Below are 17,911 nucleotides of genomic sequence, written 5' to 3'. Positions count from 1 at the left end.
GCGGGATGGCAGACCTGCAGTTCACCAAGGGCCAGGGCACGGGCAACGACTTCGTGCTGTTCGCGGATCCCGCGGGCGAGATCGACCTGACCGACACGCAGGTGCAGGCGCTCTGCGACCGCCACTTCGGCATCGGCGCCGACGGGACGATCCGCGCGGTGCTCTCGAGCCGCATCCCGGAGGGCCGCGCCGCCCTCGACGAGGACCCGGACGCCGAGTGGTTCATGGACTACCGCAACGTCGACGGCAGCCCCGCCGAGATGTGCGGGAACGGAATCCGCGTCTTCACGCTCTTCCTCATCGAGAACGGTCTCATCGAGCTGCCTCCGGGCCGGACGGTCCCCATCGGCACGCGGGCAGGAGTCCGGGAGGTGCAGCGCAGCGGGTCCGGCTTCCAGGTCGACCTCGGTCGGTGGTCCCTCGCGGGCGGCGAGCCGCTCGTGCGCGCCAAGGACCTGCAGGTCGCGCGCCCGGGCCTCAGCATCGACGTGGGCAACCCGCACGTGGTGGTGGCGCTGTCGAGCGAGGACGAGCTCGCCGAGGCCGACCTCGCGTTCGTGCCGCAGCTGGATCCGGAACCGGCAGACGGCGCGAACGTGGAGCTCGTGGTGCCCGCCGACCCGCTCGTGGTCGACGGCGTGGGCCACATCACGATGCGCGTGCACGAGCGCGGCAGCGGCGAGACGCTGAGCTGCGGCACGGGCGCCGCGGCCGCCGCCCTCGCGACGCGGCACTGGGCGGGTGCGGCCGCTCCGCACCAGTGGCGCGTCCAGCTGCCGGGCGGCGTCCTCGGCGTGCGGATGTTCCCGACCGAGGACGGCGAGCACGTCGGCCTCTCGGGCCCCGCGGAGCTGGTGTTCGACGGGGTCGTGGCGTTGGCCTGACCCGCTCGTCCCGACCCGGGTGCCCGGCGATCGAGGCGGGCGCGGCGGCGGGAGGCGGCGGGCGGCTAGTAGTCCGCGCCGCGGTGCACCCGCAGCACCCGGAAGCCCTTGTCGGACGCGGCGCGCGTCGTCTCGAGGCCCGCGGGCAGGGTGTCGACCAGCCAGCGCTGCAGCGAGTCGGATCCCAGGTTGCGCTGCACGACGAGCCAGGCGTCCGCGTCCGGCGCGAGGCGGGGCATCCAGTCGAGCAGGATCCCGTGCAGCGCCTCCTTGCCGACGCGGATCGGCGGGTTCGACCACACGGTGCCGAACGCGAGGCCGGCGGGGACGTCATCGGGCAGCACGGCGTGGACATTCTCGAGACCGAGGGACCGGGCGTTCGCCCGCGTCAGCTCGAGCGCCCGCTCGTTCACGTCGACCGCCCACACGGTGGCCGCGGGCGACCGCATCGCCAGGTCGAGCGCCACGGGACCCCAGCCGCAGCCCACGTCGAGCAGATGCCCCTCGGCAGGGGGCTCCGGGACGTTGCGCAGCAGCACCAGGGTGCCCTGGTCGACGTGCTCGGGGCTGAAGACGCCGCCCGCGGTCTCGACGTCGACGGTCCGTCCGCCCAGCTCGACCGTGATGGTGCGGGTGCGCAGGGGTCCGGCCGGCGACGGGGAGAAGTAGTGCGCGTCGGCCATACCGGGACGATACCGGACGCCCGCGCTACGATGGGAGCACATGACAACGCACGACGAGCACGACCACGAGCCCGCGGACACGACGACGACGTCCACCGAGAACACCGACCGGGACGACGTCGTCGCGCGCGTCCTCGGACGAGCGGAGAACCGCTCGGCCGGCTACGCCCTCTTCCGCGGATCCGGCGCGCAGGCCCTGTCCGCGAACCCCGACACGGAGCAGGGGTCGGACGGTGACCAGAGCGAACGCGCCGACCGGCAGGCGCTGCGTCGCGTCCCCGGGCTCTCCACCGAGCTCGAGGACGTCACCGAGGTCGAGTACCGGCAGCTGCGCCTCGAGAACGTCGTGCTCATCGGCGTGTACTCGCAGGGTTCCGTCGACGACGCCGAGAACAGCATGCGCGAGCTCGCGGCCCTCGCGGAGACCGCGGGGGCGGTCGTGCTCGACGGACTGCTGCAGCGCCGTCCCACGCCGGACCCCAGCACCTACTTCGGCCGCGGCAAGGCCGAGGAGCTGCGGGCGCTCGTGGCGGCGGTCGGCGCCGACACCGTCATCGCCGACACCGAGCTCGCCCCGAGCCAGCGGCGCGCGCTCGAGGACGTGGTGAAGGTCAAGGTCATCGACCGCACCGCCGTCATCCTCGACATCTTCAGCCAGCACGCCAAGAGCCGCGAGGGCAAGGCGCAGGTCGAGCTCGCGCAGCTGCAGTACCTCCTCCCGCGACTCCGCGGATGGGGCGACTCGATGTCGCGCCAGGCCGGTGGCCAGGTCGGCGGCGCGGGTGCGGGAATGGGATCCCGCGGACCGGGTGAGACGAAGATCGAGCTCGACCGTCGGCGCATCAACACGCGCATGGCGCGCCTCCGCAAGCAGATCGCGGCGATGAAGCCGGCGCGCGACACCAAGCGCGCCAACCGCGACCGGCACGCGGTCCCCTCTGTCGCCATCGTCGGCTACACCAACGCCGGGAAGTCGTCGCTGCTCAACCGGGTGACGAAGGCGGGCGTGCTCGTCGAGAACGCCCTGTTCGCGACGCTCGACGCGACCGTGCGGAAGACGGAGACGGATCAGGGCCAGCTCTACACGCTGGCCGACACCGTCGGATTCGTGCGGAACCTGCCGCACCAGCTGGTCGAGGCGTTCCGCTCGACGCTGGAGGAGCTGGCCGACTCCGACGTGCTCGTGCACGTCGTCGACGCGTCGCACCCGGATCCCGCGGCGCAGCTCGCGACCGTGCACGAGGTCATCGCTGAGGTGGACGCCTCGTCCATCCCCGAGATCGTCGTGTTCAACAAGAGCGACCTCGCCTCCGACGGCGACCGCGTCGTCCTTCGCGGCCTCGCCCCGCAGGGCGTGTTCGTCTCGGCCCGCACGGGCGAGGGCGTCGAGGAGCTGCGTCGGCGCATCGCGGAGCTGCTGCCGCAGCCCACCATCGAGGTCGATCTGCTGGTGCCCTTCGAGCACGGCGAGGTCGTCGCCATGCTGCACGACGGCGCCAAGGTGCTCGAGACCTCGTACGTCGAGGAGGGCACGCGCGTGCGCGCGCTCGTGACGGCCGAGCAGCAGGCGCAGGTCCAGGCGTACTCGGTGGTCCCCGCGGTCTGATCCGCGCCGCGGCACCGCCCACCGCACGCACGAGAGCGGCCGGCCCCTCGGGGACCGGCCGCTCTCGTGCGTCGTGCGCGGGGATCAGACGGAGCGCATGACCGCGACGACCTTGCCGACGACCTCGGCGAAGTCGCCGAGGATCGGCTCGAATGCGCTGTTGCGGGGGAGCAGCCACGTGTGGCCGTCACGCTGGCGGAACACCTTGACGGTGGCCTCGTCGTCGAGCATGGCGGCGACGATGTCGCCGTTCTCCGCGGTCTTCTGCTGGCGGACGACCACCCAGTCGCCGTCGCAGATGGCCGCGTCGATCATGGAGTCGCCGACGACCCGCAGCATGAACAGGTCGCCCTTGCCGACGAGCTGGCGGGGGAGGGGGAAGACCTCCTCGACCATCTGCTCCGCGGTGATGGGGATGCCCGCGGCGATGCGGCCGACCATGGGCACCATGGCGGCGTCGCCCACGGGGGTGGACGGCTCGCCGCTCTCCGTGGCGCCGGTGCCCGGCAGGTCGATGAGGACCTCGAGTGCCCGCGGCCGGTTGGGGTCGCGTCGGAGGTAGCCGGAGAGCTCGAGCTGGTTGAGCTGGTGCGTGACGCTCGAGAGGGAGGCGAGGCCCACGGCGTCGCCGATCTCGCGCATGCTCGGCGGGTAGCCCTGGCCGGCGATGGTGCGCTGGATGAACTCCAGGATCGAGATCTGCTTCTCGCTGAGGCTCTTGCGGCGCCTCGTCGCGCCGCCCCCTGCTGCTCGCTCGTCCGTCATGCCACGGCCCGCCTCTCGTCGCCGACGCCTCCGCGGCACGTGCGACCCGGCGGGCCGACGCCCTCGCGGGGCGATGTCGGTGGTACCCGATGGGATGTACACCAGGCACTCGAAACTGTATCCAGCCGGGGCACCTCGTACAAACACCTGTTCGAGCGTGTCGCGCCCCTGGAGGCCGGATCGAGGCGATGAGGGCTTGCGGAGGGCCGGTTTCGAATGTATGTTCGGAACACAGCTTCGCACCCGGCTCTCCCGGCCGAGAGCCGGGTGCGAGCTGCTCGACCCGCATCGCATGCCGTACCGCACTGCACCGCCGAGCGCGTCGCATCGACGCCCCACCGTCTCGCACGAGAGGTCACCATGAACACCGCAGCCACCACCACCGCAGCCATCACCCCCGCCGGCCCGACTGTCGCACCCGTCGCGGAGGCCGCCGTCGCGCCCCGCACGCGCCTGCGCATCACGCGCCGCGGGCGTCTCGTCCTCACCGCGCTGGTCGCGGCTCCCCTGGCGTTGGGCGCCGGGCTCGTCGCCCTCAACGGCGGTGCGGCCGTCGCGTCGAAGGACGCGTCGGGCACCACGTTCGAATACGTCACCGTGTCGAGCGGCCAGTCCCTGTGGGACCTCGCCGAGGAGATCGCGCCGTCGGCCGACCCGCGCGATGTCATCGCGTCGGTCGTCGATCTCAACCGGCTCCCCTCGTCGGACGTCGCGGCCGGCCAGCAGCTCGCCGTCCCCGCTCAGTACGCCCACTGATCCGGCGCCGGCGCGATCGCGCGGCGATCGTGCGCGGAGGCCGTCGTCGCTCCCGGTGGCGGCCGGGAGGGCGGCGGTCCGGCGGGATGCGATCGGTAGCATGGAGACCATGAGCACCCTCGCGCGCACCGCGCACGTCACGCGGCAGACCAGCGAGTCCCGCATCGATCTCCAGCTCGACCTCGACGGCACCGGTGCCTCCGAGATCAGCACGTCGGTCCCGTTCTACGACCACATGCTCACCGCCTTCGCGAAGCACTCGCTCACCGACCTGAAGGTCACCGCCACGGGAGACACGCACATCGACGTGCACCACACCGTGGAGGACGTGGGGATCGTGCTCGGTCAGGCCATCCGCGAGGCGCTGGGTGACAAGTCCGGCATCGCCCGCTTCGGCGACGCGCTCGTCCCGCTCGACGAGGCCCTGGTGCAGTCGGTCGTCGACATCTCCGGCCGTCCGTTCCTCGCGCACTCGGGTGAGCCCGCCGGCTTCGAGATGCACCTCATCGGCGGCCACTTCACCGGATCCATGGTCCGCCACGTCTTCGAGGCCATCACGTTCCACGCGGGCCTCACGGTGCACGTCACCGTGCTCGGCGGGCGGGACCCCCACCACATCGCGGAGGCCGAATTCAAGTCCTTCGCTCGCGCGTTCCGTCTCGCCAAGGAGCTCGACCCGCGCGTCTCCGGCATCCCGTCCACGAAGGGCGCGCTGTGACGCGGGCCTCCGTCGTCGTCCTCGACTACGGGAGCGGCAACGTCCACTCCGCCGTCAAGGCGCTCGAGCTGGCCGGCGCGGACGTCGAGCTGACGGGCGACCCGAAGCGAGCCCATGAGGCGGACGGCCTCCTCGTCCCCGGCGTCGGCGCCTTCTCGGCCGTCATGACGGCGCTGCGGGCGGCCGGCGGCGACCGGGTCGTCGACCGCCGTCTCGCGGGAGGGCGCCCCGTCCTCGGCATCTGCGTCGGCATGCAGGTCATGTTCGACCGCGGCGTCGAGCGCGACGTCGACGTCGCGGGCCTGGGGGAGTGGCCCGGTACGGTCGATCGCATCGAGTCCGACGTGCTGCCGCACATGGGCTGGAACACCGTCGACGTCCCCGAGGGATCCGCGCTGTTCGCGGGTCTCGAGGACGAGCGGTTCTACTTCGTGCACTCGTACGCCGCGCGCTCGTGGGGCATCGATCCGCTCCCGCCGCTGCCGGCGCCCCGCGTCACGTGGGCCACGCACGGTGAGCGGTTCGTCGCGGCCGTCGAGAACGGCCCGCTCAGCGCCACGCAGTTCCACCCCGAGAAGTCGGGGGCCGCCGGGATCCGGCTGCTCGCGAACTGGCTCGGCACCCTCCGCGCCGCCTGACGCCCGCATCCGCATCCGCCGTCGCCGACGGCCCCGCCCGCACGCCCGATCGATGGAAGGCCCCCATGAGCGAGTTCACCAGCACCCCCCGCCTGACCCTGCTGCCCGCCGTCGACGTGGCGGGCGGGCAGGCCGTCCGCCTGACGCAGGGCGCAGCCGGGACGGAGACCGGCTACGGCGATCCCGTCGACGCCGCCCGCGACTGGGCGGAGCAGGGTGCCGAGTGGCTGCACCTCGTCGACCTCGACGCCGCCTTCGGCCGCGGCGACAACCTGTCGGTCATCTCCCGCGTGATCCGCGCCATCGACGGCGTGCAGATCGAGCTGTCCGGCGGGATCCGCGACGACCGGTCGCTCGACGTGGCGCTCGAGAGCGGCGCGACCCGGATCAACCTCGGCACCGCGGCGCTGGAGAACCCCGAGTGGGCCGCCAGCGTCATCGCGCAGCACGGCGAGGCCGTCGCGGTCGGGCTCGATGTCCGCGGGCGCACCCTCTCCGCGCGCGGCTGGACCCAGGACGGCGGCGACATCTGGGAGGTGCTCGAGCGCCTCGAGGACGCCGGATGCGCGCGCTACGTCGTCACCGACGTCACGAAGGACGGCACGCTCCAGGGCCCGAACCTCCAGCTCCTCCGTGACGTGCTCGAGCGCACCGAGCGCCCGGTCGTCGCCTCCGGCGGCGTCTCGAGCCTCGACGACATCGCCGCGCTCCGCGAGCTGGTGCCGCTCGGCCTCGAGGGGGCGATCGTGGGCAAGGCCCTGTACGCCGGTGCCTTCACGCTCGGCGAGGCGCTCGACGTCGCCGGGGATCGATGACCGGATCCGCTCCGCACGCCGACTCGGCCGGGACCCCCTGGGCGGGTCGCTCGTTCGAGCCCACGCCGTTCCCGGACGACGACGGCTCCGCGCCGCCCGCCGTCGCGGAGGCGCTCGCGCGGCACGGTCGCGGCGAGGTCGGTCAGGCGGCGGTCGTCGACGCGCTCCGCGATGCGCGCCTCCTGATCCCGCTCGTCGCCCGCCTCGGCGAGGAGGGCGAGGGCGCGCACGGCCTGACGGCCGACAAGAGCGCCGAGCTGTCGATCATCACGGTCGCCGGCCCCGACGGCCGCACCGTCATGCCGGTCTTCACGTCCGTCGCCGCGATGGGCAGGTGGAACGCGAAGGCGCGTCCCGTCCCCGCCGACGCCGTCCGCGTGGCGCTGGCCGCGGCGAGCGAGGAGACCGACCTCGTGGTCGTCGACCCGGGGTCCGACACCGAGTTCGTGCTCCGGCGTCCGGCGGTGTGGGCGGTCGCGCGGTCGCTGCCGTGGATCCCGAGCCCCGAGGATCCCGAGGTCGCCGCGGCGCTGGAGGCGAGCGTGGTCGAGGAGCCCGCGGTCGTGGGCCTGAGCACCGCACCGGGGGATCCGCGCGCGCGCCTCGAGGGCCCGGAGCTGACGATCGCGCTGGAACTCGTCGACGGCCTCGATCGCCCGGCTCTCGATGCGCTGCTCGCGCGGCTGCAGGGGGAGTGGTCGCGGAGCGCGGTGCTCGCCGACCGTGTCGACAGCATGGGGCTCCGGATCATCTCGGCCGGCTGAGACGCGGGCCGCGCTCCAGCGCCGCGGCGGCGGCGGGCGCGACCCGGGGTCCGGTGCTCCTAGGAGACGGGCCCGGTGTACTTCTCGCCCGGGCCCTTGCCCACGGCGTCGGGGTAGGGCGAGGCCTCGCGGAACGCGAGCTGCAGGGAGCGCAGGCCGTCGCGCAGGCTGCGCGCGTGCTGGTCGCCCAGCTCCGGGGAGGCGGCGGTGACGAGCCCCGCGAGCGAGATGATCAGCTTCCGCGCCTCGGCGAGGTCGGTCTGCGTGGCGGGATCGTCGGCGAGCCCGCACTTCACGGCCGCGGCGCTCATGAGGTGGACGGCCGTGGTCGTGATGACCTCGACGGCGGAGACCTCGGCGATGTCGCGCGCGTACTGGTCGGCGACGAAGTCGGCGGTGTCGTCGTCGGCGACGCCCGCGGCGGAGGGGCCGTCCCCGGTCGCGGCGCCGGGCTCCTCAAAGCGGTGGACGTGCGCGTCGGGCGCGGTCGTCGCGGGGTCGGGGGTCGGGTCGGTCATGTCTGTCCTCCTGCTCGGGGCGGCCGGGTGGAGCCGGACGGCCGCGGACCCGGTCGGCGCCCGCCCTTCCAGGGCGGGGTCGGCGTCTGCTATGCTTATCGACGGCTCCGGGGCTGTCACAGTCCCGGTTCGAAAGAGGATTGATCTCCCACCCGCGCTTGACCGCCTCCATAGGTTACCGGGTCGATTTCGCTCCCCCGTCCGAACGGCTCCCCTCACCGGGACCAGAGGACGGGAGCCCCGCACATGCGGGGGCCTCGCTGAAGAGCGGGGCAAGGGCGTGTTGCCGAGTACGACGGATCCGTCGCACCCTGGTGAAGAACTCTCCTCGTCTCGTTTCGAGCGGCACACCGCCGCCGAGCCACCCGAAGACACGAATAGGAGCAGTCCATCAGCGATCCCCGTACCAACGATCGAATCCGAGTTCCCGAGGTTCGCCTCGTTGGCCCAGCAGGCGAGCAGGTCGGCGTCGTATCCATCGACGTCGCACTCCGGCTCGCGCAGGAAGCCGACCTCGACCTCGTCGAGGTCGCGCCCAATTCCAAGCCCCCCGTGGCGAAGATCATGGACTACGGCAAGTTCAAGTACGAGGCCGCGCAGAAGGCCAAGGAAGCGCGTCGCAACCAGGCGAACACCATCCTCAAGGAGGTGCGCTTCCGCCTGAAGATCGACAAGCACGACTACGAGACCAAGCGCAAGCGCGCCGAGGGCTTCCTGCAGGACGGCGACAAGGTCAAGGCCATGATCCTGTTCCGCGGGCGCGAGCAGTCGCGTCCGGACCAGGGCGTGCGACTGCTCAAGATGTTCGCGGAGGACGTCGCCGAGTTCGGCAGCGTCGAATCCACCCCCACGATCGACGGCCGCAACATGGTCATGGTCATCGGACCGCACAAGAACAAGTCCGAGGCCAAGGCCGAGGCCAACGCGAAGCGCGACGCCACCAAGGCGAGCGCACGAGAAGCGAGAGAAGAGAACAATGCCTAAGCAGAAGACCCACTCGGGTGCCAAGAAGCGTTTCAAGGTCACCGGCAGCGGCAAGATCATGAAGCAGCAGGCGGGCATGCGGCACAACCTCGAGGTCAAGTCCTCCAAGCGCAAGGCGCGACTCAACCAGGACCAGCCCCTGGCCAAGGCCGACATGAAGGTCGCCAAGAAGCTCCTCGGCCGCTAGGCCCCTCGTCGTCCGCGACACCTGAACTCGAATAGGAATCACTGAAATGGCAAGAGTCAAGAGGGCCGTCAACGCCCACAAGAAGCGTCGGGTCATCCTCGAGCGCGCCGCCGGCTACCGCGGGCAGCGCTCGCGCCTGTACCGCAAGGCCAAGGAGCAGGTCACCCACTCCCTCGTCTACGCGTACCGCGACCGCCGTGCGAAGAAGGGCGAGTTCCGCCGCCTCTGGATCCAGCGCATCAACGCCGCCGCGCGTGCGAACGGCCTCACGTACAACCGCCTCATCCAGGGCCTCTCGCTCGCCGGCGTCCAGGTCGACCGCCGCATCCTCGCGGAGCTCGCGGTCCACGAGCCCGCGACCTTCGCGTCGCTCGTGCAGACGGCCAAGGCCGCCCTGCCCGCGAACACCTCGGCCCCCAAGGTCGCGGCGAACGCCTAGCACCTCCCGCACCACCGCCGACGGCGCGTCCCCACCCGGGGGCGCGCCGTTAGTGTTGCAGGCATGCTCGACAACCCCCGCTCCCCACGCGTCCGCGGCGTCGCCAAGCTCGCGAAGCGGGATGCGCGCGCCGACACCGGCCTGTTCCTCCTCGAGGGGCCGCAGGCCGTCTCCGAGGCGCTCGCCTTCCGGTCGGATCTCGTGCTGGAGCTGTTCGCGACGCCCACGGCCCTCGACCGCTACCCGGATCTGGCGCGCGCCGTCCGCGAGTCCGACATCGAGGTGGAGTTCGTCACCGAGGACGTGATCGCGTCCATGGCCGACACCGTCACCCCGCAGGGCGTCGTGGGCGTGTGCCGGCAGTTCCCGACGTCGCTCAAGCAGATCCTCGGCGACGAGCCGCGCCTCATCGCGATCCTCGAGGAGGTGCGGGACCCCGGCAACGCGGGCACCATCATCCGCGCGGCCGACGCCGCGGGCGCCGACGCCGTCATCCTCACGGGCCGTTCCGTCGACCTCTACAACCCGAAGGTCGTGCGCGCCACGACGGGCTCGCTCTTCCACCTGCCGGTCGCGATCATGCCCGAGCTCGACGCCGTGCTCGAGCGCGTGAAGGCGGCCGGGCTGCAGGTGCTCGCCGCGGACGTGAAGGGCGACGACCTCCTCGCGGAGCGCACCTCGGGCGGGCTCGCCGGCCCGACCGCGTGGCTCTTCGGCAACGAGGCCCGCGGCCTCCAGGACGAGCACCTCGCCCTCGCCGACCGCGCCGTCGTCGTGCCGATCTACGGCCAGGCCGAGTCGATGAACCTCGCGACGGCCGCCTCCGTCTGCCTCTACGAGTCGGCGTTCGCGCAGCGCGCCTGACCCTCGGATCCGCCGACGTCTGACGGGTGCTCGGTCCTCGGCGAGAGCCCCGCACCGCCCTGATCGGCGCAAACGCGGCCGACGCGTCACGATGGGGTGACGATGCCCCGCGGAAACGCGGACGAAACACCGTCATGGATATGGTGTTCGCATGGAGCAGAGCCCGACGGCGGACCCCGCCTCGCCCGCCGCAGCAGCGGTCGGCGAGCCCCTGGTCGTCGTATCCCACGTCAACAAGCACTTCGGGGACCTGCACGTCCTCAAGGACATCTCGACCACGGTGAACCGCGGCGAGGTCGTCGTCGTCATCGGCCCGAGCGGATCCGGCAAGTCGACGCTGTGCCGTGCGATCAACCGGCTCGAGACCATCGACGACGGCACCATCACGATCGACGGCCAGGACCTCCCCTCCGAGGGCGCGGAGCTCGCGCGCCTCCGCGCCGACGTCGGCATGGTGTTCCAGTCGTTCAACCTCTTCGCGCACAAGACCGTGCTCGAGAACGTGACCCTCGGGCCCATCAAGGTCCGCAAGCAGGGCAAGGCCGAGGCGGAGAAGCGAGCGATGGAGCTCCTCGACCGCGTCGGCGTCGCGAACCAGGCGCAGAAGATGCCGGCCCAGCTCTCCGGCGGCCAGCAGCAGCGCGTCGCGATCGCCCGGGCGCTCGCGATGGACCCGAAGCTGATCCTGCTCGACGAACCGACCTCGGCCCTCGACCCCGAGATGATCACCGAGGTCCTCGACGTCATGGTCGGCCTCGCGAAGGACGGCATGACGATGATGGTCGTCACCCACGAGATGGGCTTCGCCCGCAAGGCCGCTGACCGCGTGATCTTCATGGCCGACGGCGCCATCGAGGAGGACACGACGCCCAGCGCGTTCTTCGACGACCCGCAGAGCCCGCGCGCGAAGGACTTCCTCTCCAAGATCCTCGCCCACTGACGCGCGCGGAGGGCACGCGCCCTCCCGCACCCCGCATCCGGACGCCGCCGAGGCAGGCGCGTCCGGGCGCCGCACCACCGGCACGACCCGCACCACGCACCACGAGCGATCCCCATCGCCTCCGTCACCACCCCACCTGCAGAGAAACGGGAACCATGAAGAACAGGAAACTGACCATCGCCGCAGCTGCCGCGATCGTCGTCGTCGCCCTCACGGGCTGCGGCGCCGCGGGCAGCGCGTCGAACAGCGGCATCGACGCCGGCACGAACGCCCCCGAGAACGGCGACGGCCCCTACAAGCTCGAGCTCGCGGAGAACCCGACGTTCGACGAGGGCACGACGATGGCGCGCCTGGCCGCGGCCGGCGAGATGAAGGTCGGCACCAAGTACGACCAGCCGCTCTTCGGCCTCGCGGGCCTCGACGGCAAGCCCGCCGGCTTCGACGTCGCGATCGCCGCGCTCGTCGCCAGCAAGATGGGCATCCCCTTCGACGGCATCAAGTTCACCGAGACGGTGTCCGCGAACCGCGAGCCCTTCATCCAGAACGGCTCGGTCGACGCGGTCGTCGCGACCTACACGATCAACGACAAGCGCAAGGAGGTCGTGGACTTCGCGGGACCGTACTACGTCGCCGGCCAGGCGCTGATGGTCCTCGCGGACGACACCACGATCAACACGCCCGAGGACGTCCGCGGCAAGCAGGTCTGCTCCGTCGCCGGATCCACCCCCGCCGCGAACATCGAGGCCACCTTCGGCGCGGTCGTCGTGCCGACCGACGTCTACAGCAAGTGCCTCGACCCGCTGCGCAACGGCCAGGTGTCCGCGGTCACGACCGACAACGTGATCCTCTCCGGCTTCATCGACCAGAACGAGGGCGAGTTCAAGCTCGTCGGCGACGGCGAGACCTTCACGCAGGAGCCCTACGGCATCGGCATCGCCAAGGGCGACGAGGCGTTCCGCACGTTCATCAACGACACGCTGCAGGAGGCCTACGACGACGGCACCTGGGCGCGCCTGTTCGAGGCGACGGCCGGCACGGTCATCGACACGCCGGAGCCCCCGGCGATCGACCGCTACTAGTCCCACCGGGTCCCGCGTGCGCCGATGCGCGCGCGGGACCCTCCCTCGTCCGGGCACCCGAGCCCGGATCCGACCATCGCCCGGCCGCGCCGGGCGCAGACCATAGGAGGTGCGCCGTGGATGTGATCCTCGACAATCTCGACGTGTTCCTGCGGGGGTTCGGCGGCACGCTGCGCCTCCTCGGCCTCACCGTGCTGTTCGCCCTCCCGCTCGGGATCGTGATCGCCGCGATGAGGATCTCGCCGCTCGCGAGCCTCCGCGCCACCTCCACCGTCTACGTCGAGCTGCTGCGGAACACCCCGCTGCTGCTCGTCTTCACCTTCTTCAGCGTCGTGATCACGTCGATCTCGGGCGCGCTGCCGTTCATGACGGCCGCGGTGCTCGCCCTCACGCTCTACACGGCGCCGTTCTTCGCGGAGGCGATCCGCTCGGGCATCAACAGCGTGCCCGTCGGCCAGGCCGAGGCCGCGCGCAGCATCGGCCTGACGTTCTCGCAGACGCTCGGGTCGGTGATCCTGCCGCAGGCGGTGCGAACGGTCATCCCGCCGCTGATCAACGTGGTCATCGCGCTCACCAAGAACACGTCGATCGCGGGCGCGTACTTCATCTACGAGCTGTTCAACGTGGGCCGCGACGTCGCGAACGCCAACGGCGACGCGGTCGTCTGGGTGTTCGTGGGCGTCGCGTTCTTCTACCTCATCATCACGGTCCCGCTCGGCCAGCTGGCGGACCACCTCGAGAAGCGAGTGGCGGTCTCCCGATGAGCAGTGTCCTCTACGACGTGCCCGGCCCGAAGGCCCGCCGTCGCTCCCGCATCCTCTCCGTCGTCACGGGTCTCATCGTCGTGGCCGTGCTCGCCTTCGCCGCCGTGAAGCTGCAGCAGGCCGGGCAGTTCAGCCCCGACATCTGGCTCGTGCTCAACGACCCGCTCGTCTGGCAGCTCCTCCTCCGGGGCCTCGTCGTGGTGCTGCAGTCGGCCGCGGTCGCCGCCGTCCTCGCGATCCTCCTCGGAATGGTGCTCGCGCTCCTGCGCATGAGCGAGCACCGCGTGATCCGCTACGCCGTCACCGTCGTGCTCGAGTTCTTCCGCGGCATGCCCGTGCTGCTGATGATGCTGTTCATCTACCTCATCTTCCCGATCGGGCCGTACTGGTCGGTCGTCACAGCGCTCACGCTCTACAACGGCGCGATCATCGGCGAGGCCCTGCGATCGGGGATCCTCGGCCTGCCGCGCGGGCAGCGCGAGGCGGGCCTCGCGATCGGCCTGCGCCCGCTGCAGAACCGGCTGCTGGTGGAGTTCCCGCAGGCGTTCCGCACTATGCTGCCGATCATCGTCGCCCAGCTCGTGGTGCTCATCAAGGACACCGCGCTCGGCACCATCGTCAGCCTCGTCGGCCTCACCAAGCAGGGCGAGCTGATCCTCGAGGCCACGAGCCGCGCCAATTCGCTGCCGATCTTCGTGGTGATGGTGGGCATGTACCTGGTGCTCAACCTCTCGGTGTCGACCATCGCGCGGCGCCTCGCCAAGAAGCGCGGACCGCGCGTGGCGAAGACCGTCGCGGCCGGGACCTCGCAGGGCGCGTAGGCGCGTCGCGGGGCCGGTCGCGGGCCGGGGACGCCACCCCCGCTCGGTAGACTCGGGCCTCATGTCCGAACCCCAGATCTCCGAGGAGACCGTCGGAGCCGCCGTGGAGCAGGCGATGGCCGCGCTCGCCGCGACCACCGACTCCGCGTCGCTCGCCGAGGCCCGCTCCGCCCACATCGGCGAGGCGTCGCCGCTCGCCCGGCTCAACGGATCGCTCCGGTCCCTGCCGCCCGAACAGCGCAAGGACGCCGGCAAGCTCGTCGGCCAGTCGCGCGCCCGCGTCACGCAGGCGTTCCAGGCGCGCGAGGCGGAGATCCAGGAGCAGGAGGCCGCCGCGCGCCTCGTCGCCGAGGCCGTGGACGTCACCGCGCTGCCGAGCCGCTGGCGCGCCGGCGCCCGCCACCCGCTCACGATGCTCGAGGAGCGCATCGCCGACATCTTCGTCGGGATGGGCTGGCAGGTGAACGAGGGCCCCGAGCTCGAGAGCGAGTGGTTCAACTTCGACGCGCTGAACTTCCCGCCCGACCACCCGGCGCGCGCGATGCAGGACTCCTTCTACGTGGATCCGACCGACGCGCACCTGGTGCTGCGCACCCACACCTCGCCCGTGCAGATCCGCACGCTGCTCGCCGACGAGCTGCCCGTGTACACGATCGCGCAGGGCCGCACCTTCCGCAGCGACGAGCTCGACGCCACGCACACGCCCGCGTTCCGCCAGATCGAGGGGATCGCGATCGACCGCGGCCTCACCATGGCGCACCTCCGCGGCACCCTCGAGCACTTCGCGCGCTCGATGTTCGGCGAGGACGCGCGCATCCGCCTCCGCCCGAACTACTTCCCGTTCACCGAGCCGAGCGCCGAGATGGACGTCTGGCACCCGGCCGCCGCGGGCGGACCCCGCTGGATCGAGTGGGGCGGCTGCGGCATGGTGAACCCGAACGTGCTGCGCTCCGCGGGCATCGACCCCGACGAGTACCAGGGCTTCGCGTTCGGCATGGGCACCGAGCGCACCCTCATGTTCCGCAACGACCTCTCCGACATGCGCGACATCGTCGAGGGCGACATCCGATTCGGCGCGCAGTTCGGGATGGTGGTGTAGTCGTGAGGATCCCGATCAGCTGGCTCGGCGAGCACGTCGAGCTCCCCGCGGGGGTCACCCCCGAGGACGTCCACGCCTCCCTCGTGAAGGTGGGCCTGGAGGAGGAGGACGTTCACGCGTTCTCGATCTCCGGCCCCGTCGTCGTCGGGCAGGTGCTCGAGGCGAGCCCCGAGCCGCAGACCAACGGCAAGACCATCAACTGGTGCTCCGTCCGCGTCGCCCCCGAGGGCGCCACGGCGGCCGACGGCGGCGGAGACGTCCGCGGCATCGTCTGCGGCGCGCACAACTTCGTCGTGGGCGACAAGGTGGTCGTGAGCCTGCCCGGCGCGGTGCTCCCCGGCCCGTTCCCCATCAGCGCGCGCAAGACCTACGGGCACGTGTCCGACGGCATGATCGCGTCGTCCCGGGAGCTCGGCCTGGGGGAGGAGCACGACGGGATCCTCGTCCTCTCCTCGCTGGGCCTCGACCCCGAGGTCGGCACGGACGCGCTCGCGCTCCTGCACCTCGACGACCAGGCGGTCGAGGTCAACGTCACGCCCGACCGCGGCTACGCGTTCTCGATCCGCGGCATCGCCCGCGAGTACGCGCACGCCACGGGCGCCGCGTTCACCGACCCCGCGGATGCGCTCGCGCTGCTCGCGGCCGACGCACCGGTCCAGGGGGTGGACGTGCGCGTCGACGACGTCGCCCCGATCCGCGGACGCGCGGGCGCCGACGTGTTCGTCACGCGCGTGGTCGCCGGCCTCGACGTCTCCCGGCCCACGCCGCCGTGGATGGTGTCGCGGCTCACGCTCGCGGGCGTCCGGTCGATCTCGCTCGCGGTGGACATCACCAACTACGTGATGCTCGAGCTCGGCCAGCCGCTGCACGCGTACGACCTCGACCGGCTGCAGGGCGGCATCGTCGTCCGCCGCGCCGCCGAGGGCGAGGCGCTCGTCACGCTCGACGGGCGCGAGCGCGCGCTGCACGTCGAGGACCTCGTGATCGCCGACGACTCGGGGCCCGTCGGGCTCGCGGGCGTCATGGGCGGCGCGGCCACCGAGATCGGCGCGGGCACGAGCCGCGTGCTGATCGAGGCCGCGGGCTTCGACCCCGTGTCGATCGCGCGCACGGCCCGTCGGCACAAGCTGCCGAGCGAGGCGTCCAAGCGCTTCGAGCGCGGCGTGGATCCGCGCATCGCGTCCGCCGCCGCCGCGCGCGCCGTGCAGCTCCTCGAGGAGCTCGCCGGCGGTCACGCGGAGGGCCTCGGCTCGATCCTCGACGCGACCGCGCCGCGCGCGGCGATCGAGCTGCCCCTGGGCTACCCGGCGTCGCTCGTCGGCGTGGACTACACCGAGGACGAGGTGCGCCACGCGCTCGTCGACGTCGGCTGCGCGCTCGAGGAGCGCGACGGCGTGCTCGTCGTCACCCCGCCGACCTGGCGTCCCGACCTGCGCGACCGCGCCGACCTCGTGGAGGAGGTCGCGCGCATCGTCGGCTACGACCGGATCCCCGCCGTGCTGCCCGTCGCGCCCCCCGGCCGCGGGCTCACCGCCGCCCAGCGCCTCCGTCGCCAGGCCTCGATCGCGCTCGCCGCGGGCGGACTCACCGAGGTGATGGGATCGCCGTTCGCGTCCGAGGCGCAGAACGCGCGCTTCGGCGCGGCCGACCGCGACGACGCCCCCGCGGTGCGCCTCGCGAACCCGCTCGACGTCGCGTTCCCGTTCCTCCGGCGCTCGCTGCTGCCGGGGCTCATCGAGATCGCGCGCCGCAACCTGTCGCGCGGATCCACCGACCTCGCCGTCTTCGAGACCGGCACCGTGTTCCTGCCCCGCGCCGGCGTCGCGTACGGCTCTCCCGAGATGCCGCCCGGGGCCGCGCGCCCCGACGCGGACGCGCTGCGGGCGCTCGACGCGGGCATCCCGCCGCAGCCGCGCCACGTGGGCGTGCTGATCCTCGGCGACGCCGTCCCGAAGCAGCCGGGCACCCCCGCGCAGCGCGCGGGCCTCGTCGACGCGCTCGACGCCGTGCGGCAGCTCGCGCATGCCGTGGGCGTGGAGATCCGCTTCGAGCAGGGCAGCCACATCGCCCTGCACCCGGGCCGCACGGCCGCGGTCGAGGTCATCACCGCGGACGGCCCCGCCATCGTGGGCTTCGCCGGCGAGCTCCTGCCCGCGCTCGCCGCCGAGCTCGACCTGCCCGAGCGCGTGGCGCTCGCCGAGGTCGACCTCGACCGGCTCGTCGAGCTCGCCGGCGGCGCCGTCGAGGTGCGCACGCTCACCTCGATGCCCGTCGCCACGCAGGACCTCAGCCTGGTCGTGCCGCTCGAGGTGCCGGCGGGGGAGCTGCTCCGCACGGTCATCGAGGGCGCGGGCGACCTGCTCGAGTCCGCCCGTCTGGTCGACGACTACCGCGGTCCCGGCGTCGCGGACGGCACGCGCTCGCTCACGTTCGCGCTCCGCTTCCGCGCGCCCGACCGCACGCTCACCGCGGCCGAGGCGAGCGAGGCCCGCGACGGATCAGTGCGGCTCGCCGCCGAGCGGTTCGGCGCGGCGCTGCGCGAGTAGCGGCCGCCGTCGCACGCACCATCCGCGCGGGCGGGCTCCTC

The 17,911-nt window shown here is 72.2% G+C and carries 20 protein-coding genes; 17 read left to right on the top strand and 3 right to left on the bottom strand.

Annotated features, from left to right (window positions below; genetic code table 11):
* Positions 1-5 precede the first annotated feature (5 nt).
* Positions 6-884, top strand: a complete 879-nt coding sequence (gene dapF, locus JOE38_RS05220; RefSeq protein ID WP_204575174.1) for a diaminopimelate epimerase — start codon at positions 6-8, stop codon at positions 882-884.
* Between the two features lie 65 nt (positions 885-949).
* Here the strand turns inward: dapF and JOE38_RS05215 are convergent, their stop codons facing one another.
* On the bottom strand, positions 950-1,567 hold the full coding sequence (locus tag JOE38_RS05215) for a class I SAM-dependent methyltransferase (protein WP_204575173.1): 618 nt from the start codon (positions 1,565-1,567) through the stop codon (positions 950-952).
* Between the two features lie 40 nt (positions 1,568-1,607).
* Here JOE38_RS05215 and hflX point away from each other — a divergent pair, with 40 nt between their 5' ends.
* A complete protein-coding gene (gene hflX, locus JOE38_RS05210; RefSeq protein ID WP_204575172.1) occupies positions 1,608-3,173 on the top strand; it encodes a GTPase HflX in 1,566 nt (521 codons plus the stop codon).
* A gap of 84 nt (positions 3,174-3,257) precedes the next feature.
* Here the strand turns inward: hflX and lexA are convergent, their stop codons facing one another.
* The gene (lexA, locus tag JOE38_RS05205; protein WP_204575171.1) at positions 3,258-3,938 is read right to left on the bottom strand and encodes a transcriptional repressor LexA; all 681 of its coding nucleotides are present in this window, start codon (positions 3,936-3,938) and stop codon (positions 3,258-3,260) included.
* A gap of 360 nt (positions 3,939-4,298) precedes the next feature.
* Here lexA and JOE38_RS05200 point away from each other — a divergent pair, with 360 nt between their 5' ends.
* The 5 genes from JOE38_RS05200 to JOE38_RS05180 all read left to right on the top strand — a co-directional run bounded on the left by JOE38_RS05200 (position 4,299) and on the right by JOE38_RS05180 (position 7,629).
* Positions 4,299-4,694 (top strand): hypothetical protein, encoded by a 396-nt coding sequence (locus tag JOE38_RS05200; protein ID WP_204575170.1) that lies wholly within the window; start codon positions 4,299-4,301, stop codon positions 4,692-4,694.
* 109 nt (positions 4,695-4,803) lie between these two features.
* Positions 4,804-5,412 carry an imidazoleglycerol-phosphate dehydratase HisB gene (hisB, locus tag JOE38_RS05195; protein ID WP_204575169.1) on the top strand — a complete coding sequence of 203 codons (609 nt, stop codon included), beginning with the start codon at positions 4,804-4,806 and terminating at the stop codon, positions 5,410-5,412.
* On the top strand, positions 5,409-6,050 hold the full coding sequence (gene hisH / locus JOE38_RS05190; protein ID WP_204575168.1) for an imidazole glycerol phosphate synthase subunit HisH: 642 nt from the start codon (positions 5,409-5,411) through the stop codon (positions 6,048-6,050). Before hisB ends, hisH begins: the two co-directional genes overlap by 4 nt.
* Before the next feature lie 65 nt (positions 6,051-6,115).
* On the top strand, positions 6,116-6,865 hold the full coding sequence (priA, locus tag JOE38_RS05185; protein ID WP_015490652.1) for a bifunctional 1-(5-phosphoribosyl)-5-((5-phosphoribosylamino)methylideneamino)imidazole-4-carboxamide isomerase/phosphoribosylanthranilate isomerase PriA: 750 nt from the start codon (positions 6,116-6,118) through the stop codon (positions 6,863-6,865).
* Positions 6,862-7,629, top strand: coding sequence for an SseB family protein (locus JOE38_RS05180; RefSeq protein WP_204575167.1), 768 nt, complete (start codon positions 6,862-6,864; stop codon positions 7,627-7,629). The genes priA and JOE38_RS05180 overlap by 4 nt, the downstream gene beginning before the upstream one ends.
* Positions 7,630-7,688: 59 nt before the next feature.
* Here JOE38_RS05180 and JOE38_RS05175 read toward each other — a convergent pair whose 3' ends face one another.
* Positions 7,689-8,147 (bottom strand): DUF1844 domain-containing protein, encoded by a 459-nt coding sequence (locus JOE38_RS05175; protein ID WP_204575166.1) that lies wholly within the window; start codon positions 8,145-8,147, stop codon positions 7,689-7,691.
* 390 nt (positions 8,148-8,537) lie between these two features.
* Between JOE38_RS05175 and infC the strand changes: the two genes are divergently transcribed.
* From infC to pheT, 10 genes are all read left to right on the top strand, one after another.
* Positions 8,538-9,131, top strand: a complete 594-nt coding sequence (gene infC / locus JOE38_RS05170) for a translation initiation factor IF-3 (RefSeq protein WP_015490649.1) — start codon at positions 8,538-8,540, stop codon at positions 9,129-9,131.
* Positions 9,124-9,318 carry a 50S ribosomal protein L35 gene (gene rpmI / locus JOE38_RS05165; protein WP_012298616.1) on the top strand — a complete coding sequence of 65 codons (195 nt, stop codon included), beginning with the start codon at positions 9,124-9,126 and terminating at the stop codon, positions 9,316-9,318. Before infC ends, rpmI begins: the two co-directional genes overlap by 8 nt.
* A 46-nt stretch (positions 9,319-9,364) precedes the next feature.
* The gene (gene rplT, locus JOE38_RS05160; protein WP_012038696.1) at positions 9,365-9,757 is read left to right on the top strand and encodes a 50S ribosomal protein L20; all 393 of its coding nucleotides are present in this window, start codon (positions 9,365-9,367) and stop codon (positions 9,755-9,757) included.
* A gap of 63 nt (positions 9,758-9,820) precedes the next feature.
* A complete protein-coding gene (locus tag JOE38_RS05155; protein ID WP_204575165.1) occupies positions 9,821-10,621 on the top strand; it encodes a TrmH family RNA methyltransferase in 801 nt (266 codons plus the stop codon).
* Positions 10,622-10,772: 151 nt separating this feature from the next.
* Entirely contained in the window at positions 10,773-11,561 is a 789-nt protein-coding gene (locus tag JOE38_RS05150) for an amino acid ABC transporter ATP-binding protein (RefSeq protein ID WP_374191156.1), read from the top strand.
* Positions 11,562-11,716: 155 nt separating this feature from the next.
* On the top strand, positions 11,717-12,640 hold the full coding sequence (locus JOE38_RS05145) for a glutamate ABC transporter substrate-binding protein (RefSeq protein ID WP_204575164.1): 924 nt from the start codon (positions 11,717-11,719) through the stop codon (positions 12,638-12,640).
* A 116-nt stretch (positions 12,641-12,756) separates the two neighbouring features.
* A complete protein-coding gene (locus tag JOE38_RS05140) occupies positions 12,757-13,404 on the top strand; it encodes an amino acid ABC transporter permease (protein ID WP_204575163.1) in 648 nt (215 codons plus the stop codon).
* Entirely contained in the window at positions 13,401-14,225 is an 825-nt protein-coding gene (locus JOE38_RS05135) for an amino acid ABC transporter permease (protein ID WP_204575162.1), read from the top strand. The genes JOE38_RS05140 and JOE38_RS05135 overlap by 4 nt, the downstream gene beginning before the upstream one ends.
* Positions 14,226-14,286: 61 nt before the next feature.
* Complete coding sequence (gene pheS, locus JOE38_RS05130; RefSeq protein WP_204575161.1) at positions 14,287-15,324, top strand: phenylalanine--tRNA ligase subunit alpha; 1,038 nt, start codon at positions 14,287-14,289, stop codon at positions 15,322-15,324.
* A gap of 2 nt (positions 15,325-15,326) precedes the next feature.
* Positions 15,327-17,870, top strand: coding sequence for a phenylalanine--tRNA ligase subunit beta (gene pheT / locus JOE38_RS05125; RefSeq protein WP_204575160.1), 2,544 nt, complete (start codon positions 15,327-15,329; stop codon positions 17,868-17,870).
* The last annotated feature ends 41 nt before the right edge of the window (positions 17,871-17,911 follow it).

It is taken from the genome of Clavibacter michiganensis (genome assembly GCF_016907085.1).
GTDB lineage: Bacteria > Actinomycetota > Actinomycetes > Actinomycetales > Microbacteriaceae > Clavibacter > Clavibacter michiganensis_O.
The sequence above is the reverse complement of the archived record's forward strand: the minus strand, read 5'-3'. Positions and strand labels throughout refer to the sequence as shown.

Bases quoted from the DNA above. Each gene is read 5' to 3' on its own strand.
- dapF (WP_204575174.1), top strand. From the start codon at position 6: ATGGCAGACCTGCAGTTCACCAAGGGCCAGGGCACGGGCAACGACTTC.
- JOE38_RS05215 (WP_204575173.1), bottom strand. From the start codon at position 1,567: ATGGCCGACGCGCACTACTTCTCCCCGTCGCCGGCCGGACCCCTGCGC.
- hflX (WP_204575172.1), top strand. From the start codon at position 1,608: ATGACAACGCACGACGAGCACGACCACGAGCCCGCGGACACGACGACG.
- lexA (WP_204575171.1), bottom strand. From the start codon at position 3,938: ATGACGGACGAGCGAGCAGCAGGGGGCGGCGCGACGAGGCGCCGCAAG.
- JOE38_RS05200 (WP_204575170.1), top strand. From the start codon at position 4,299: ATGAACACCGCAGCCACCACCACCGCAGCCATCACCCCCGCCGGCCCG.
- hisB (WP_204575169.1), top strand. From the start codon at position 4,804: ATGAGCACCCTCGCGCGCACCGCGCACGTCACGCGGCAGACCAGCGAG.
- priA (WP_015490652.1), top strand. From the start codon at position 6,116: ATGAGCGAGTTCACCAGCACCCCCCGCCTGACCCTGCTGCCCGCCGTC.
- JOE38_RS05180 (WP_204575167.1), top strand. From the start codon at position 6,862: ATGACCGGATCCGCTCCGCACGCCGACTCGGCCGGGACCCCCTGGGCG.
- JOE38_RS05175 (WP_204575166.1), bottom strand. From the start codon at position 8,147: ATGACCGACCCGACCCCCGACCCCGCGACGACCGCGCCCGACGCGCAC.
- rpmI (WP_012298616.1), top strand. From the start codon at position 9,124: ATGCCTAAGCAGAAGACCCACTCGGGTGCCAAGAAGCGTTTCAAGGTC.
- rplT (WP_012038696.1), top strand. From the start codon at position 9,365: ATGGCAAGAGTCAAGAGGGCCGTCAACGCCCACAAGAAGCGTCGGGTC.
- JOE38_RS05155 (WP_204575165.1), top strand. From the start codon at position 9,821: ATGCTCGACAACCCCCGCTCCCCACGCGTCCGCGGCGTCGCCAAGCTC.
- JOE38_RS05150 (WP_374191156.1), top strand. From the start codon at position 10,773: ATGGAGCAGAGCCCGACGGCGGACCCCGCCTCGCCCGCCGCAGCAGCG.
- JOE38_RS05145 (WP_204575164.1), top strand. From the start codon at position 11,717: ATGAAGAACAGGAAACTGACCATCGCCGCAGCTGCCGCGATCGTCGTC.
- JOE38_RS05135 (WP_204575162.1), top strand. From the start codon at position 13,401: ATGAGCAGTGTCCTCTACGACGTGCCCGGCCCGAAGGCCCGCCGTCGC.
- pheS (WP_204575161.1), top strand. From the start codon at position 14,287: ATGTCCGAACCCCAGATCTCCGAGGAGACCGTCGGAGCCGCCGTGGAG.